This is a genomic window from Pseudomonas sp. B21_DOA, from assembly GCA_030544685.1.
Taxonomy (GTDB): Bacteria; Pseudomonadota; Gammaproteobacteria; order Pseudomonadales; family Pseudomonadaceae; genus Aquipseudomonas; species Aquipseudomonas fluorescens_AO.
Genome location: CP086683.1, coordinates 5,176,108 through 5,191,434, shown reverse-complemented (window position 1 = coordinate 5,191,434; position 15,327 = coordinate 5,176,108). Strand labels below are relative to the sequence as shown.

The window sequence follows — 15,327 nt, the reverse complement described above, 5'->3', positions numbered from 1 at the left end:
CAACAACAATGAGGTATGCCATGCGTGAAGTGGTGATCGTCGACAGCGTGCGGACCGGCCTGGCCAAATCCTTTCGCGGCAAGTTCAACCAGACCCGCCCCGATGACATGGCGGCCCACTGCGTCAATGCGCTGCTGACCCGCAACGATATCGACCCGGCCAGTGTCGAGGACTGCATCGTCGGTGCCGGCTCCAACGAAGGCGCGCAGGGCTACAACATTGGCCGCAACGTCGCGGTGCTCTCGCGCCTGGGCACCGGCACCGCCGGCATGACTCTCAACCGCTTCTGCTCGTCGGGTTTGCAGGCGATTGCGATTGCCGCCAACCAGATCGCCTCCGGTTGCAGCGACATCATCGTTGCAGGCGGCGTCGAGTCGATCAGCCTGACCCTGAAAAGCGTCAACACCGATCACCTGATCAACCCGTTGCTCAAGCAACAGACCCCCGGCATCTACTACACCATGGGCCAGACCGCCGAAGTGGTCGCCCGGCGTTATGGCGTCAGCCGCGAGGCCCAGGATCGCTATGCGCTGCAAAGCCAGCTGCGCACCGCTCAGGCCCAGGCCGCCGGTCTGTTCGACGATGAAATCGTGCCGATGGCGGTGAAATACCGCGTCGAAGACAAGAACAGTGGCGAGGTGCAGATTGTCGATGGCGTGGTCGAGCGCGACGACTGCAACCGCCCGGACACCACCTACGAAAGCCTTGCCGGACTGAAGCCGGTGTTCGCCGACGACGGTTCGGTGACGGCGGGCAATTCATCGCAGCTGTCCGACGGTGCCTCGATGACCTTGGTGATGAGCCTGGACAAGGCGCTGGAACTCGGACTCAAGCCGAAAGCGTTCTTCCGTGGCTTCACTGTGGCCGGTTGCGAGCCGGACGAAATGGGCATCGGCCCGGTGTTCTCGGTACCGAAGCTGCTCAAGGCCAAAGGCCTGCAAGTGGCGGATATCGATCTGTGGGAGTTGAACGAGGCGTTCGCTTCGCAGTGCCTGTACAGCCGAGATCGGCTGGAAATCGACAACGACAAGTACAACGTCAATGGCGGCTCGATCTCCATCGGTCACCTGTTCGGCATGACCGGCTCGCGCCAGGTCGGGCACCTGATTCGGGAATTGCAGCGGCGCGATTTGCGTTACGGCATCGTCACCATGTGCGTGGGTGGCGGGATGGGGGCGAGCGGGTTGTTTGAGGCGGTGCGCTAAATCCTCCGTTCGTTGTCGTCGGTCAGATCGCCATCGCTGGCAAGCCAGCTCCCACAGGTTTTGTATATGTCAAAAATCCTGTGGGAGCTGGCTTGCCAGCGATGGGATCAACACGGTTAGCCCTTGGAACCCTGCCGCTGCATCCGCGCTATATAAGCCTGAATTTCCCGCTCGATCACCTGACCGTCAAACGGCCCCTCAAGGGTATTTTCCCGGGTGCTGAAATACAGCTCGCCATTGACCCGACACACGCGGTCGCTGCGAAAACGGGTGGCGGGGGCGCTGTCCTCGGCGCGCATGGCGTACATGTAGGTCTCCCTGCTATGCGTTGAAAAGTCTGCAATCAGCTTATGCCTGAAGCACTTGGCGCGCCTGCCCGGCCGATCAACGGCGGCGCGCCGGTTTACTGCTGCGACCTGCACAGTTTCATTCGCGGCCTGCCGGCAACTGTCCCTGTGTTGTGCGCAGCCGGACGCCTAGAATGAGTGTTCTTGTCAGCAGGCTTTTGGGGTTCGCATGCACATTTCATCGGGGCGCTGGGTGTACGGACTGTTCCTGGCGCTGCTGACCGCGTTTCTGTGGGGCATCCTGCCGATCAAGCTCAAACAGGTATTGCAGGTGATGGACCCGGTCACGGTGACCTGGTTTCGCCTGATGGTGTCCGGTGGCTGCCTGTTCATCTATCTGGCGTCGGTCAAGCGCCTGCCAAGTCGCAAGGTGCTCGGGCCGAAGGGTGGCTGGCTGGTACTGATGGCGGTGCTGGGGCTGGTCGGCAATTACGTGTTGTACCTGATGGGCCTCAACCTGCTCAGCCCCGGCACCGCGCAATTGGTGGTGCAAATGGGGCCGATCATGCTGCTGATCGCCAGTCTGTTCGTGTTCAAGGAGCGCTTCAGCATCGGCCAGGGCATCGGCTTGCTCGTGTTGCTGATCGGCTTCGGCCTGTTTTTCAATCAGCGCCTGGCCGAGCTGCTGACTTCGCTGTCCGATTACACCGCCGGCGTGCTGTTGGTGCTGCTGGCGTCGACGGTCTGGACCTTCTATGCGCTGGGCCAGAAGCAATTGCTCACGGTGTGGAATTCGTTGCAGGTGATGATGGTGATCTATCTGTTCTGCGGGCTGTTGCTGACGCCGTGGGTGCATCCGCTGGAAGCGCTGAGCCTGAGCCCGTTGCAGGGCTGGCTGCTGCTGGCGTGCTGCATGAACACCTTGATCGCCTACGGCGCATTCGCCGAAGCACTGGCGCACTGGGAAGCATCGCGGGTCAGCGCGACGCTGGCGATCACGCCGCTGGTGACGTTTGTTGCGGTGGCGATTGCGGCGCGGATCTGGCCGGAGTACGTGCATGCCGAGCAAATCAATGCGCTGGGCTATGGCGGGGCGGTGCTGGTGGTGCTGGGTTCGGCGCTGGTGGCGTTGGGGCCGTCGATGATTGCAGGATTGAAGGCGCGTCGGATGAAGATGGCAGCCAGTTGAACCGCGCCGGCCGCATTCGCGAGCAAGCTCGCTCCCACATTTTTGCGCATTCCCAGCATGAGAATGCAGTCCACTGTGGGAGCGAGCTTGCTCGCGAAGGCTGACTTCCAGGCACTGAAGATTTCAGCCCTTGGCCCCGGCCTCGATCATGTTCTCCGGCCGCACCCAGGCATCGAACTCTTCATCGGTCAGATAACCCAGCTGCAACGCCGCCTCACGCAAGGTCAGCCCCTCGCTGTAGGCCTTCTTGGCGATCTCCGCCGACTTGTCATAACCGATGTGCGGGTTCAGCGCGGTCACCAGCATCAGCCCGCGTTCCAGGTGCTGGGCCATGGCCTCGGCATCCGGCTCGAGCCCGGCGATGCAGTGCTGCTGGAAGTTGCTGCAGCCATCGCCGAGCAAACGGATCGATTGCAGCAGGTTGTGGATGATCACCGGTTTGAACACGTTCAACTGCAAGTGTCCTTGGCTGGCGGCGATACCGATCGCCACGTCGTTGCCGAGCACCTGACAGGCGAGCATCGACAGCGCTTCGCACTGGGTCGGGTTGACCTTGCCGGGCATGATCGAGCTGCCCGGCTCGTTGGCCGGCAACTTCACTTCAGCGAAACCTGCGCGCGGACCGGAACCGAGCAAGCGCAGGTCGTTGGCGATCTTCATCAAGGCCACGGCGAGGGTTTTCAGCGCGCCGGACAGCGTCACCAGTGGCTCATGGCCGGCCAGCGCGGCAAACTTGTTCGGCGCGGTGACGAATGGCAAACCGGACAGCGCAGCAAGTTCGGCGGCAATCGCCTCACCGAAGCCGTGCGGTGAATTCAGCCCGGTGCCGACTGCGGTGCCACCCTGAGCCAGCTCGCAGACCGCCGGCAACGCCGCGCGAATCGCGCGCTCGGCGTAATCCAGTTGCGCGATGAAGCCGGACAGCTCCTGGCCGAAGGTGATCGGCGTCGCGTCCATCATGTGCGTGCGCCCGGTCTTCACCAGTTTCATGTGCCGCGCCGCCAGTTCAGCGAGGCCGCCGGACAGCTCGGCAATCGCCGGCAGCAGTTGTTCCTGCACCGCTTTGGCGGTGGCAATGCTCATGGCAGTGGGGAAGCAGTCGTTGGAACTTTGCGAGCGGTTGACGTGATCGTTGGGGTGCACCGGCGACTTGCCGCCGCGCGGGTTGCCGGCCAGCTCGTTGGCGCGACCGGCGATCACTTCGTTGACGTTCATGTTGCTCTGGGTGCCGCTGCCGGTCTGCCAGACCACCAGCGGGAACTGCTCGTCATGCTCGCCGGCGAGGACTTCATCGGCGGCCTGTTCGATCAGGCGAGCGATGTCGGCGGGCAGGTCGCCATTGCGGTCGTTGACCCGCGCGGCGGCTTTCTTGATCAGCGCCAGGGCGTGCAGCACCGGTAGCGGCATGCGTTCCTGACCAATGGCGAAGTTGATCAGCGAGCGTTGCGTCTGAGCACCCCAGTAAGCGTCGTCCGGGACCTCGATCTGGCCCAGGCTGTCGGTTTCGATACGGCTCATCGTGCACACTCCTGTTGGTCTGTTGGCGCAATTTAGGCCGGCGTCGGCCCGGGTGGTTCCATCGACTCGATTGTTGACCGCAAAACCCCGCCAATCAAGCGCGGCAAGGGCCGGGGTTGAGCCACAGCGATTGTTAGGCGCAGAATGGTCGCCCTTGGGGTTCGACCTCGCTTTGCTTAAAGGAAACTCGATGACTCGTCTTCGCGCCATCTGTACCGCGGTTGCACTGGTTTGCGCCAGCGGCCAGGTGCTTGCCGATACCGCCAGCCACAACGCCAGTGCCGAAGCTTTCCTGACGCTGGCTCACGCTGACAAGCTGGGCACCCCGGTGTACATGCAAGTGCAGCAAATGTTCGCCCAGCGCTTTGAACAGACCAAAGCCCCTGAGTCGAAGAAAGCCGTGCTCGAAACTTACCAGGCCAAGGCCAACGCCGCACTGGACCAGGCCATCGGCTGGAACAAGCTGAAACCGGACATGGTCAAGCTCTACACCAGCAACTTCAGCGAATCCGAGCTGAAAGATCTGGTGGCTTTCTACCAGTCGCCACTGGGCAAGAAAGTCCTCGAAAAAATGCCGCAGCTGACCCAGCAGTCGGCGCAGATGACCCAGGGCAAACTGGAAAGCGCGGTGCCAGTGGTCAACAAGCTGCTCGACGACATGACCAAAGAGCTGACCCCGGCCGCGGCGCCAGCCAAGAAGAAGTAAGCGGAGTTCGTGATGACCATGCAACAACGCATCGAATCGACGCTGGCCCTGTTACAGCCTGAGCACCTGCAAGTGCTGGATGAAAGCCACATGCACAGTCGCGGGTCACAGACCCACTACAAGGCGGTGGTGGTCAGCGCGCAGTTCGAAGGCCTGAACCGGGTCAAGCGCCACCAGAAAGTCTACGGCACGCTCGGCGAGCTGATGGGCGAGTTCCATGCGTTGGCGCTGCACACCTACACCCCGCAGGAATGGGCAGAGATCGACGGCGCCCCGGCGTCGCCGACCTGTGCCGGCGGTAGCAAGCACTGATTTTTTGGATGTGGCGGGATTTTTGTGGCGAGGGATTTATCCCCGTTCGGCTGCGCAGCAGTCGTAAACCCTGTAACCACGGTCCTGGCAGAAGGAACGGGGCTGAATGGGTTTAGGGTTGCTTCGCCACCCAACGGGGATAAATCCCCTCGCCACAGGTTTTGTGTTGTCACAGAAGACTGAGTAAATCCAAAACACATCATGTTTTTGCTAGAATCCGCAACGCGCCGCTTAGCCGGCGCGTTTTTTTGAATCCGGTTCACCCTTTGCGAGGGTAGCCACCTGGAGAAATACCCATGACACAACCGATTGTCGTGGCGGCACTGTACAAGTTCGTCACCCTCGAAGATTACGTTGACCTGCGCGAGCCTCTGCTGCAAGCGATGGTCGACAACGGCATCAAAGGCACTCTGCTGATTGCCGAAGAAGGCATCAACGGCACGGTTTCCGGCAGCCGCGAAGGCATCGACGGTCTGCTCGCCTGGCTCAAGAACGATCCGCGCATGGTCGACATCGACCACAAGGAATCGTACTGCGATGAGCAGCCGTTCTATCGCACCAAGGTCAAGCTGAAGAAAGAGATCGTCACCCTCGGCGTCGAAGGCGTTGACCCGAACAAGAAGGTCGGCACTTACGTTGAGCCGCAGGACTGGAACGCGCTGATCAGCGACCCGGAAGTGCTGCTGATCGACACGCGCAACGATTACGAAGTGTCGATCGGCACCTTCGAAGGTGCCATCGATCCGAAAACCACCAGTTTTCGCGAGTTTCCCGACTACATCAAAGAACACTTCGACCCGGCCGTGCACAAGAAGGTCGCGATGTTCTGCACTGGCGGCATTCGCTGCGAGAAAGCCTCGAGCTATATGCTCGGCGAAGGTTTCGAAGAGGTCTACCACCTCAAGGGCGGCATCCTGAAGTACCTCGAAGAGGTGCCGCAGGAAGAAACCAAGTGGCGCGGCGATTGCTTCGTCTTCGACAACCGCGTGACCGTGCGCCACGACCTGACGGAAGGCGACTACGATCAATGTCATGCCTGCCGCACGCCGGTCAGTGTTGAAGATCGCGCCTCCGAGCACTACGTCGCCGGCATCAGTTGCCCGCATTGCTGGGACAAGCTCAGCGAGAAGACCCGGCGCAGCGCCATCGATCGGCAAAAGCAGATCGAACTGGCCAAGGCGCGCAACCAGCCGCACCCGATCGGCTACAACTATAAGCAAGCATCCACCGAGGCTTAACCATGTCTGCGCGCCTGCTCTACGTGATGGATCCGATGTGTTCATGGTGCTGGGGGTTTGCTCCGGTGGCCAAGGCACTGGTCGAGCAGGCGCAGGCAGCCGGGGTGGAGCTGCATCTGGTGGTCGGCGGCTTGCGTACCGGCAGCGGTTCGGCGCTGGAGCCGACCACGCGGCGCTACATTCTTGAGCACTGGCAGGCGGTCACCGAAGCCACCGGCCAGCCGTTCAAGCTCGACGGTGCGTTGCGCGACGGCTTTGTCTATGACACTGAGCCTGCCTGTCGCGCCATCGTCACCGCGCGCAGTCTGGCGCCGGATTGCGCGTGGACACTGGTCGGGCTGATCCAGCAGGCGTTTTACGCCCAAGGACGCGATGTCACCCAGGCCAGCGTGCTGGTCGAACTGGCGGAGCAGGCCGGTGTGCCGCGTATCGAATTCGCAGCGTTGTTCGATCATGCCGATCAGCACAAGGCGACCCAGGCCGACTTCACTTGGGTGCAGGATCTGGGCATCGCCGGTTTCCCGACCCTGCTGGCCGAGCGCAACGGGCAACTGGCGCTGCTGACCAACGGCTATCAACCGCTCAGCGAGCTGTCGCCGTTGCTCGGCCGCTGGCTGGAGCGCGCGGCCTGTGTCTGACCGCGCCGATGACACGCCAGCCGTAGAGCGTGTCGACCGGCTGAGCTGGGCTGAAGTCCGGCGTCTGGCACTGCATCACAAGAAATCCCTGTGGATCGCCAACGGCGTGGCCGTGCTGGCGACGCTGTGCAGCGTGCCGATTCCTTTGCTGCTGCCATTGCTGGTCGACGAGGTCCTGCTCGGCCACGGCGATGCCGCGCTGAAAGTCATGAATCATTTTTTGCCGGGCATGTGGCAGCAGGCGGCGGGTTATATCGGCCTGATGCTGGTGGTAACCCTGACCCTGCGTTGCAGCGCCCTATGTTTTGGCGTGTTGCAGTCGCGGCTGTTCGCGCGGCTGGCCAAGGACATCGTCTACCGCATTCGCGTGCGCCTGATCGAACGGCTCAAGCGCATTTCCCTCGGCGAGTACGAAAGCCTCGGCAGCGGCACGGTGACCACGCACCTGGTCACCGATCTGGATACCCTCGACAAATTCGTCGGCGAAACCCTCAGCCGCTTCCTCGTCGCCATGCTGACGCTGGTCGGCACCGCCAGCATCCTGATGTGGATGCACTGGAAGCTGGCGCTGCTGATTCTGCTGTTCAACCCGTTGGTGATCTACGCCACGGTGCAGTTGGGCAAACGCGTCAAGCACCTGAAAAAACTGGAGAACGACAGCACCTCGCGCTTCACTCAGGCGCTGAGCGAAACCCTCGATGCGATTCAGGAAGTGCGCGCCGGCAACCGTCAGGGCTATTTCCTCGGGCGCCTCGGTTTGCGCGCGCAGGAAGTGCGCAACTACGCGGTCAATTCGCAGTGGAAAACCGACGCGTCGAATCGCGCCAGTGGGTTGCTGTTCCAGTTCGGCATCGACATCTTCCGCGCGGCGGCGATGCTCACCGTGTTGTTTTCCGACCTGTCGATCGGGCAGATGCTCGCGGTGTTCAGTTACCTGTGGTTCATGATCGGCCCGGTCGAACAGCTGCTCAATCTGCAATATGCCTACTACGCAGCGGGTGGCGCGCTGGCGCGGATCAATGAATTGCTGGCGCGCGCCGACGAGCCGCAGTATCCCGGCGGCGTCGATCCGTTCAAGGGCCGCGAAACCGTCGGCATCGAGGTGCAAGGCCTGAGCTTCGGTTATGGCGACGAACTGGTGCTGGATCAGATGAACCTGTCGATCCTGCCCGGTGAAAAAGTCGCGATCGTCGGCGCCAGCGGCGGCGGTAAAAGTACCTTGGTGCAGTTGCTGCTGGGTCTGTACACGCCAGCGGCCGGGACCATTCGCTTCGGCGGATCGACCCAGCAGGAGATCGGTCTGGAGACCGTGCGCGAGAACGTCGCGGTGGTGCTGCAGCATCCCGCGCTGTTCAACGACAGCGTGCGCGCCAACCTGACTATGGGTCGCATGCGCAGCGACGAAGCCTGCTGGCAGGCGCTGGAAATCGCGCAAATGGCCGCGACCATTCGCGCGCTGCCCAACGGCCTCGACAGCATCGTCGGGCGCTCCGGCGTGCGTCTGTCCGGCGGCCAGCGCCAGCGTCTGGCGATTGCGCGGATGATTCTCGCCGAGCCGAAAGTAGTCATTCTCGACGAAGCCACTTCGGCCCTCGATGCCGCCACCGAGTACAACCTGCATCAAGCGATGGCGAAGTTTCTCAATGGCCGCACCACGCTGATCATTGCCCATCGCTTGTCGGCGGTGAAACAGGCGGACCGCGTGCTGGTGTTCGACGGTGGGCAAATCGCCGAGGACGGCGACCATCGCCAACTGATCGCCGACGGCGGTCTGTACGCCAAGCTCTACGGCAACCTGCAACAGCACTGATCGAAACCCTTGCCGGCCTGTCAGACGTTCTGCGCGCGGTGTACAGCCGCGCCTTGCCTTGAACGAGAACCCCACCTAGTCTCGTCATAGCGAATTCGCCCGGAAGGCGAGCGGGCAGTGCTCATGCAAGGAATCTCATGAAGCAAAAGCAGACTCTGGGAACACCACGGTTGTTGGGTATCGTCTGGCCCTTTATTGCTGTCGTGGTGTTCCAGGCATTACTGGGGGCGTGAGCCTTTACGTGCTTTCGGCCGTGCGTGGCTACGTGGCCGGCGAAAGCCTGTGGTCGAAAGGCCAGAAGGACGCCATCTATTACCTCAACCTTTACGCCGACAGTCGTGACGAGGCGATCTATAACAAGTACCTGACGGCGATCGCCGTGCCCCAGGGCGGGCACCAATTGCGCCTGGCGCTGGATCGTCAGCCGCCTGATCTGCAAGCGGCGCGTGAAGGCATTCTCAAGGGGGCAATCACCCGGACGACGTCTCCAGCCTGATCTGGCTGTATCTCAATTTTCGCCATTTCAGTTATCTGGAAACCGCGATCGATCGCTGGACAATCGGCGATGCCTACCTCGACCGGCTGCACGAAGTCGCGCAGGAGATGCATCAGGGCATTGCGCAGAACCAGGCCAGCCCCGGCGATGTGCAGCGCTGGAAAGTACAGATCTTCGCCATCAACGATGCGGTAACTCCAGCCGCGAAAGCCTTCAGCGATGCCTTGGGCGAAGGCTCGCGGGTGATCATGCGCCTGCTGCTGTTCACCAACCTGGCCACCGCGCTGGGTCTGATCGTGCTGGCGCTGTGGCGCACGCACAAACTGCTCAAGCAACGCCATGAATTTGCCCATGCACTGCAGCTGGAGAAGGATCGCGCGCACATTACGCTACAGTCGATTGGCGATGGCGTGATCACCACCGACGTCAACGGCGCGATCGATTACATGAACCCGGCCGCCGAGGTGATGACCCACTGGAAGGCCGAGCAGGCGGCGGGCCTGCCGTTGTCGGCGCTGTTCAACCTGCTTGACGAGAACGCCCAGACCGAAGGGCTGACCTTGATCGAGCACATTCTCAGCGGCCAGCTCAGTGGCGGCAGCGAACATTCCAAGCTGATTCAGCGTCTGGATGGCAGCACGTTGTCGGTGACCCTGGTCGGTGCGCCGATCCGCAACGCCGGCAATGTCAGCGGCACGGTGCTGGTGTTGCACGACATGACCCAGGAGCGGCAATACATCGCCAATCTGTCCTGGCAAGCGACCCACGACGCGCTGACCAGGCTGGCCAACCGTCGCGAATTCGAATATCGCCTCGAGCAGGCCTTGCACAACCTGACGCGCCAGCCCGGGCGGCATGCGCTGATGTTCCTCGATCTGGATCAGTTCAAACTGGTCAACGACACCTGTGGCCATGCGGCAGGCGATGAGCTGTTGCGGCATATCTGCACGCTGTTGCAATCGGGCCTGCGTGAGGGCGACACGCTGGCGCGGCTGGGTGGCGACGAGTTCGGCATTCTGCTTCAGAACTGCCCGCCAGAGGTGGCGGAGAAGATTGCCGAGAGCCTGCGCCAGACGGTGCAGAACCTGCATTTTGTCTGGAAAGGGCGGCCATTCCTGACCACCGTCAGTATCGGCCTGGTGCATGTCGCACAGAATCCGACCACCCTCGAAGCCTCGTTGCGCGCGGCGGACATGGCTTGCTACATGGCCAAGGAAAAGGGCCGCAACCGCGTGCAGGTCTATCACGCCGACGATTCAGAACTGTCCATGCGTTTCGGTGAAATGGCCTGGGTGCAGCGCCTGCACATGGCGCTGGAGGAAAACCGTTTTTGCCTGTATGCCCAACAGATCGCGCCGCTCAAGCCGCAAGCTGGCCAGGCCGGGCACATCGAGATCCTCCTGCGTTTACATGATGAATCGGGGCGGATGATTCTGCCTGACAGCTTTATCCCGGCGGCGGAGCGATATGGTTTGATGACCCAGTTGGATCGCTGGGTAGTTGAAAATGTTTTCAAGGTTATTGCTCAGTGCATCGAACAGGAACATGAACTTCCTTTAGCGATGTGTGCGATTAATCTGTCAGGCATTACTATCGGAGATGACGCCTTTTTGCACTTCCTGCGGGAACAGTTTGTTAACTACGCTATACCGCCTGAAATGATTTGTTTTGAAATTACTGAAACCAGTGCAATCGCAAATCTTGGCAGTGCAATTCGTTTTATCAACGAACTCAAAGGCTTAGGTTGTCACTTTTCCCTGGATGACTTTTGTGCCGGAATGTCTTCATTCGCTTACTTGAAACATTTGCCTGTAGACTTCCTGAAGATCGACGGGAGTTTCGTAAAGGATATGCTGGACGACCCGATTAATCGGGCAATGGTCGAAGTGATCAATCACATCGGTCATGTTATGGGTAAGCAGACAATTGCCGAGTTTGTTGAAACTAACCAGATCGAACAGGCGTTGCTTGAAATAGGTGTGGATTACGCTCAGGGGTATGTTATCGAGCGTCCGCAGTTGTTTACCTGTGACAGTTTGCAAAGTCGCCCTGCCAGACCGCAGCCGTTGTTGTTCAAAGCGCCTGGCACGTTCCGTTGAAGTCTCTCGCCGATCCTTGCCATCACAACTCAAAAGGAGCCGAACAGTGATCGACACATTCAACCGAACCGGACCCCTCATGGAAGCTGCAAGTTATCCTGCCTGGGCGCAACAGCTCATCAAGGATTGCAGCGAGAGTAAGCGCCGGGTTGTCGAGCATGAACTTTATCAGCGCATGCGCGACAACAAACTCAGCGCGAAAACCATGCGCCAGTACCTGATAGGGGGCTGGCCGGTGGTCGAGCAGTTTGCCTTGTACATGGCGCAGAACCTCACCAAGACCCGCTTCGCCCGCCATCCCGGCGAGGACATGGCGCGGCGCTGGCTGATGCGCAATATCCGCGTCGAACTCAACCATGCCGACTACTGGATGCACTGGAGCCGCGCCCATGGCGTCAGCCTCGAAGATCTTCAGGCCCAGCAAGTGCCGCCGGAGCTGCACGCCCTGAGTCACTGGTGCTGGCACACCAGCTCGGCAGATCCGCTGATCGTGGCAATTGCCGCGACCAACTATGCGATCGAGGGCGCGACCGGGGAATGGTCAGCGGTGGTCTGCTCGACCGGGGTCTACGCGGCAGCGTTTCCGGAAGAAGATCGCAAGCGCGCGATGAAGTGGTTGAAGATGCACGCCCAGTACGATGATGCCCACCCGTGGGAAGCGCTGGAAATCATCTGCACCCTGGCCGGCATGAACCCGAGCAAGGCTTTGCAGGCAGAGCTGCGTCAGGCGATCTGCAAGAGCTACGACTACATGTACCTGTTCCTGGAACGGTGCATGCAGCTTGAAACTTCGGAGCGGTTGCTGGTCAACCGCGAGCGCAGGACCGTAACCGAAAGCTGATCGAACTGTGGGAGCAAGCCTGCTCGCGAAAGCGGTGGGTCATTCAACGACTCGTTGTCTGACACTCCCTCTTCGCGAGCAGGCTCGCTCCCACAATGATTTTTAGCCGGCCATCGCCAGCCGGTTCCGCCCTTCGCGCTTTGCGACATAGAGCGCACTGTCGGCCCGGCGCAGCAAGCTGTCCGCCGACTCGCCCGGCAGTAACGTCGAGCATCCCAGACTCACGGTGATCTCGATCAACTGGCCATCGGCAAAGTATTCCTCCGACTGCGTCGCCTGGCGCAAACGCTCGCCGACCATCGCTGCCGCCTCGCGACCGGTGTTGGACAGCAGAATCAAAAACTCTTCGCCGCCATACCGGAACACCATGTCGACATTGCGTAGTTGCGCCTTGATCGAAGCGGCAATCGCTCTGAGCACTTCATCACCCGCGCTGTGACCATGATCGTCATTGACCCGCTTGAAGTGGTCGATGTCGAGCATCAGTACTGATAGCGGCTGCACATGGCGGCGCGACATGTCGATCTCGCGCTGCAAGGTCTGCTCCATGGCAACGCGGTTGCCAGCGCCGGTCAATGGATCGCGCAAAGCACTTTGGGTTGCAGCGCGATAGAGCAGGGCGTTGCGCATCGGATACAACAAGCAGGACAGCAGCGACTCGAGTTCGCCCTGTTCCTTGTCGTTGAAACGCTGATTGCGACGGAAGATCAGTTCGCCCATGTGCTCACCTTCGTGGCTCAGGGTGTAGCTGACCGAATGATGACCGCGCGCGCCGAACTCCAGGCGCAGGTCGCTAGCCTTATGCACATAGCTGAGGGCGTCCAGCGGCACCAGGCGCTGGATTTCGCGAAAGAACAGGCCAAGGATGCGCTGTGGCTCAAGGCTGGTTTGCAGTTGCAGGCTCATTTGCTGACGCAGTTGCGCCAGGCTGGTCGGGCGCTCGATCAGCGCCGGTAGTTGACCGAAGCCCAGGCGCTGCAATTTGGCACTGTCGAAGTCAATTGCATGGGTCTGGGAAGGAGATTTCATATGGCGTGAGCCCCTAAGCAGTAAGTCTGTCTTACAGGCTGGGTGAGAGCGGCTATGGGCTGCGCGTCGTACTGATCCATCAGTCCCGTAGGACGTTTGGCGTAAGTTTAGTCTGCCGCAAGACGATCAGTCAGCTATCGAAATCGGCGTTGCCCCATGGCCATCACACGGCATGTTTTGAGGGAATTTAGAGCGAAACCCGTGCCATTCGGTTCGATTTTATTTAAAGCTTTTCGAATCAATGACTTGCTGACGGATGACGGGCCGCCGCGCTGGGTTTTTGGCGGCTTTGTGACGGTTTCAAGCGGCAATGGCTTGCCGCGACAGCATTCTGCCGCGGCAACAAATGCGACGTATGGCGTTATTGGGCGTTGAAAGCCTGGCCATTGACGCCCGCGCTGTCGGGGCCCATCAGGTACAGATACACCGGCATGATCTCTTCCGGTGTCGGGTTGTTCAGCGGGTTTTCCCCGGATACGCCTGCGCGCGCATGCTCGTGCGGGTGCCGCCCGGGTTGATGCTGTTGGAGCGTAACGGCGCAACGCCTTCCACTTCATCGGCCAGGGTTTGCATCAGGCCCTCGGTGGCAAATTTCGACACACCGTAAGCGCCCCAGTACGCGCGACCCTTGCGCCCGACGCTGCTTGAGGTGAACACCACCGAAGCATCCTGGGATAGCTTGAGCAACGGCAGCAGGGTGCTGGTCAGCATGAACATCGCGTTAACGTTGACCTGCATGACGCGCATGAAGTTTTCGCCGGACAGTTGTTCGATCGGCGTGCGCGGTCCGATGATCGAAGCGTTGTGCAGCAGGCCATCGAGGTGGCCGAACTCGGTTTCGATCATCGCTGCCAGCTCATCGTACTGATGGGGCAGGGCGGTCTCGAGGTTGAACGGGATCACCGCCGGTTGCGGGTGGCCCGCTGCTTCGATTGCGTCGTAGACCTCGGTCAGATTGGCTTCGGTCTTGCCCAGCAGCAGTACAGTGGCGCCGTGGGCGGCATAGGTTTTCGCCGCAGCCGCGCCGATGCCACGGCCGGCACCGGTGACCAGAATGACCCGATCCTTGAGCAATTCAGGGCGAGCGGTGTAATCAAACATAAAAACCTCGTAGTCCTTTTCATGAAGACCTGCTTCACCCCTGTGGCGAGGGGATTTATCCCCGTTCGGCGGCGAAGCCGTCGCAAAACCTGTGTGTCACATTGCCTGGATCAAAGCGGGGCCGCTTCGCAGCCCAGCGGGGATAAATCCCCTTGCCACACAGGGAGCTTGGCGCAGTCAGGTCAGCAGCTGCAAAGCGCGCTATCAAGCACCTTGCGCAACTCCAGCGGGTGATCCACCACCACGTCTGCGCCCCAATGCCGTGGGTTGTCATCCGGGTGGATGTAGCCGTAAGTGACCGCAGCGGTCTTGGTGCCGGCATCGCGGCCGGATTCGATATCGCGCAGATCATCGCCGATAAACAGTACGGTCGACGGATCCAGATCAAGCATGTTGCAGGCGAGGATCAAAGGCTCCGGATCCGGCTTGCTGTTCTTCACATGATCCGGGCAGATCAGCAGCGCCGAACGCTCGGCCAGCCCCAGACGTTGCATGATCGGCTCGGCGAAGCGCAGCGGTTTGTTGGTGACCACGCCCCAGATCAGGTGGGCCTTTTCAATGTCAACGAGCAGTTCGGCCATGCCGTCGAACAGTTTGCTGTGCACGGCGCAGCCGACCAGATAGCGCTCCAGGAACTCCAGACGAAGTTCTTCGAAGCCCGGCGATTCCGGATCCATCGAGAACGTCACTGCGACCATGGCCTTGGCCCCGCCGGAAATCTCGTCGCGGATGTGCTTGTCGTTGATCGGTGGCAGACCGCGATCGGCGCGCATCGCCTGGCAGATGGCGATGAAGTCCGGCGCGGTGTCGAGCAGGGTGCCGTCCATGTCGAAAAGTACCGCTCTGATGGCCATCGGC

The 15,327-nt window shown here is 60.7% G+C and carries 13 protein-coding genes and 2 pseudogenes; 10 read left to right on the top strand and 5 right to left on the bottom strand.

What is annotated here, in order from left to right:
* The first annotated feature begins 20 nt into the window (after positions 1-20).
* Complete coding sequence (locus LJU32_24000) at positions 21-1,205, top strand: thiolase family protein (protein WKV88451.1); 1,185 nt, start codon at positions 21-23, stop codon at positions 1,203-1,205.
* A gap of 116 nt (positions 1,206-1,321) precedes the next feature.
* On the opposite strand, the gene LJU32_23995 is transcribed toward LJU32_24000, so the two are convergent.
* The gene (locus LJU32_23995) at positions 1,322-1,513 is read right to left on the bottom strand and encodes a DUF6316 family protein (protein WKV88450.1); all 192 of its coding nucleotides are present in this window, start codon (positions 1,511-1,513) and stop codon (positions 1,322-1,324) included.
* 208 nt (positions 1,514-1,721) lie between these two features.
* Between LJU32_23995 and LJU32_23990 the strand changes: the two genes are divergently transcribed.
* On the top strand, positions 1,722-2,681 hold the full coding sequence (locus LJU32_23990; GenBank protein ID WKV88449.1) for a DMT family transporter: 960 nt from the start codon (positions 1,722-1,724) through the stop codon (positions 2,679-2,681).
* Positions 2,682-2,804: 123 nt separating this feature from the next.
* Here LJU32_23990 and LJU32_23985 read toward each other — a convergent pair whose 3' ends face one another.
* Entirely contained in the window at positions 2,805-4,199 is a 1,395-nt protein-coding gene (locus LJU32_23985; GenBank protein ID WKV88448.1) for a class II fumarate hydratase, read from the bottom strand.
* 190 nt (positions 4,200-4,389) lie between these two features.
* On the opposite strand from LJU32_23985, the gene LJU32_23980 reads away from it, so the two are divergent.
* The 7 genes and pseudogenes from LJU32_23980 to LJU32_23950 all read left to right on the top strand — a co-directional run bounded on the left by LJU32_23980 (position 4,390) and on the right by LJU32_23950 (position 12,339).
* Positions 4,390-4,905: a DUF2059 domain-containing protein gene (locus LJU32_23980; protein ID WKV88447.1), complete on the top strand. Its 516-nt coding sequence runs from the start codon at positions 4,390-4,392 to the stop codon at positions 4,903-4,905.
* A 12-nt stretch (positions 4,906-4,917) separates the two neighbouring features.
* Entirely contained in the window at positions 4,918-5,217 is a 300-nt protein-coding gene (locus tag LJU32_23975; protein WKV88446.1) for a BolA family transcriptional regulator, read from the top strand.
* A 296-nt stretch (positions 5,218-5,513) separates the two neighbouring features.
* Positions 5,514-6,455: a rhodanese-related sulfurtransferase gene (locus LJU32_23970; GenBank protein WKV88445.1), complete on the top strand. Its 942-nt coding sequence runs from the start codon at positions 5,514-5,516 to the stop codon at positions 6,453-6,455.
* A 2-nt stretch (positions 6,456-6,457) separates the two neighbouring features.
* Entirely contained in the window at positions 6,458-7,093 is a 636-nt protein-coding gene (locus tag LJU32_23965) for a DsbA family protein (GenBank protein ID WKV88444.1), read from the top strand.
* Positions 7,086-8,903 carry an ABC transporter ATP-binding protein/permease gene (locus tag LJU32_23960; GenBank protein ID WKV88443.1) on the top strand — a complete coding sequence of 606 codons (1,818 nt, stop codon included), beginning with the start codon at positions 7,086-7,088 and terminating at the stop codon, positions 8,901-8,903. The genes LJU32_23965 and LJU32_23960 overlap by 8 nt, the downstream gene beginning before the upstream one ends.
* A 137-nt stretch (positions 8,904-9,040) precedes the next feature.
* Positions 9,041-11,498, top strand: a pseudogene (locus tag LJU32_23955) (EAL domain-containing protein).
* A 46-nt stretch (positions 11,499-11,544) separates the two neighbouring features.
* On the top strand, positions 11,545-12,339 hold the full coding sequence (locus LJU32_23950) for an iron-containing redox enzyme family protein (GenBank protein WKV88442.1): 795 nt from the start codon (positions 11,545-11,547) through the stop codon (positions 12,337-12,339).
* Between the two features lie 102 nt (positions 12,340-12,441).
* Here the strand turns inward: LJU32_23950 and LJU32_23945 are convergent, their stop codons facing one another.
* On the bottom strand, positions 12,442-13,368 hold the full coding sequence (locus tag LJU32_23945) for a GGDEF domain-containing protein (protein WKV88441.1): 927 nt from the start codon (positions 13,366-13,368) through the stop codon (positions 12,442-12,444).
* A gap of 156 nt (positions 13,369-13,524) precedes the next feature.
* Here LJU32_23945 and LJU32_23940 point away from each other — a divergent pair, with 156 nt between their 5' ends.
* Complete coding sequence (locus LJU32_23940; protein ID WKV88440.1) at positions 13,525-13,743, top strand: hypothetical protein; 219 nt, start codon at positions 13,525-13,527, stop codon at positions 13,741-13,743.
* On the opposite strand, the pseudogene LJU32_23935 reads toward LJU32_23940, so the two are convergent.
* Positions 13,730-14,469 (bottom strand): annotated as a pseudogene (locus LJU32_23935) (YciK family oxidoreductase). The gene LJU32_23940 and the pseudogene LJU32_23935 sit on opposite strands and share 14 nt — an antisense overlap.
* A 182-nt stretch (positions 14,470-14,651) precedes the next feature.
* Entirely contained in the window at positions 14,652-15,323 is a 672-nt protein-coding gene (gene mupP, locus LJU32_23930; protein WKV88439.1) for an N-acetylmuramic acid 6-phosphate phosphatase MupP, read from the bottom strand.
* Between the last annotated feature and the right edge of the window lie 4 nt (positions 15,324-15,327).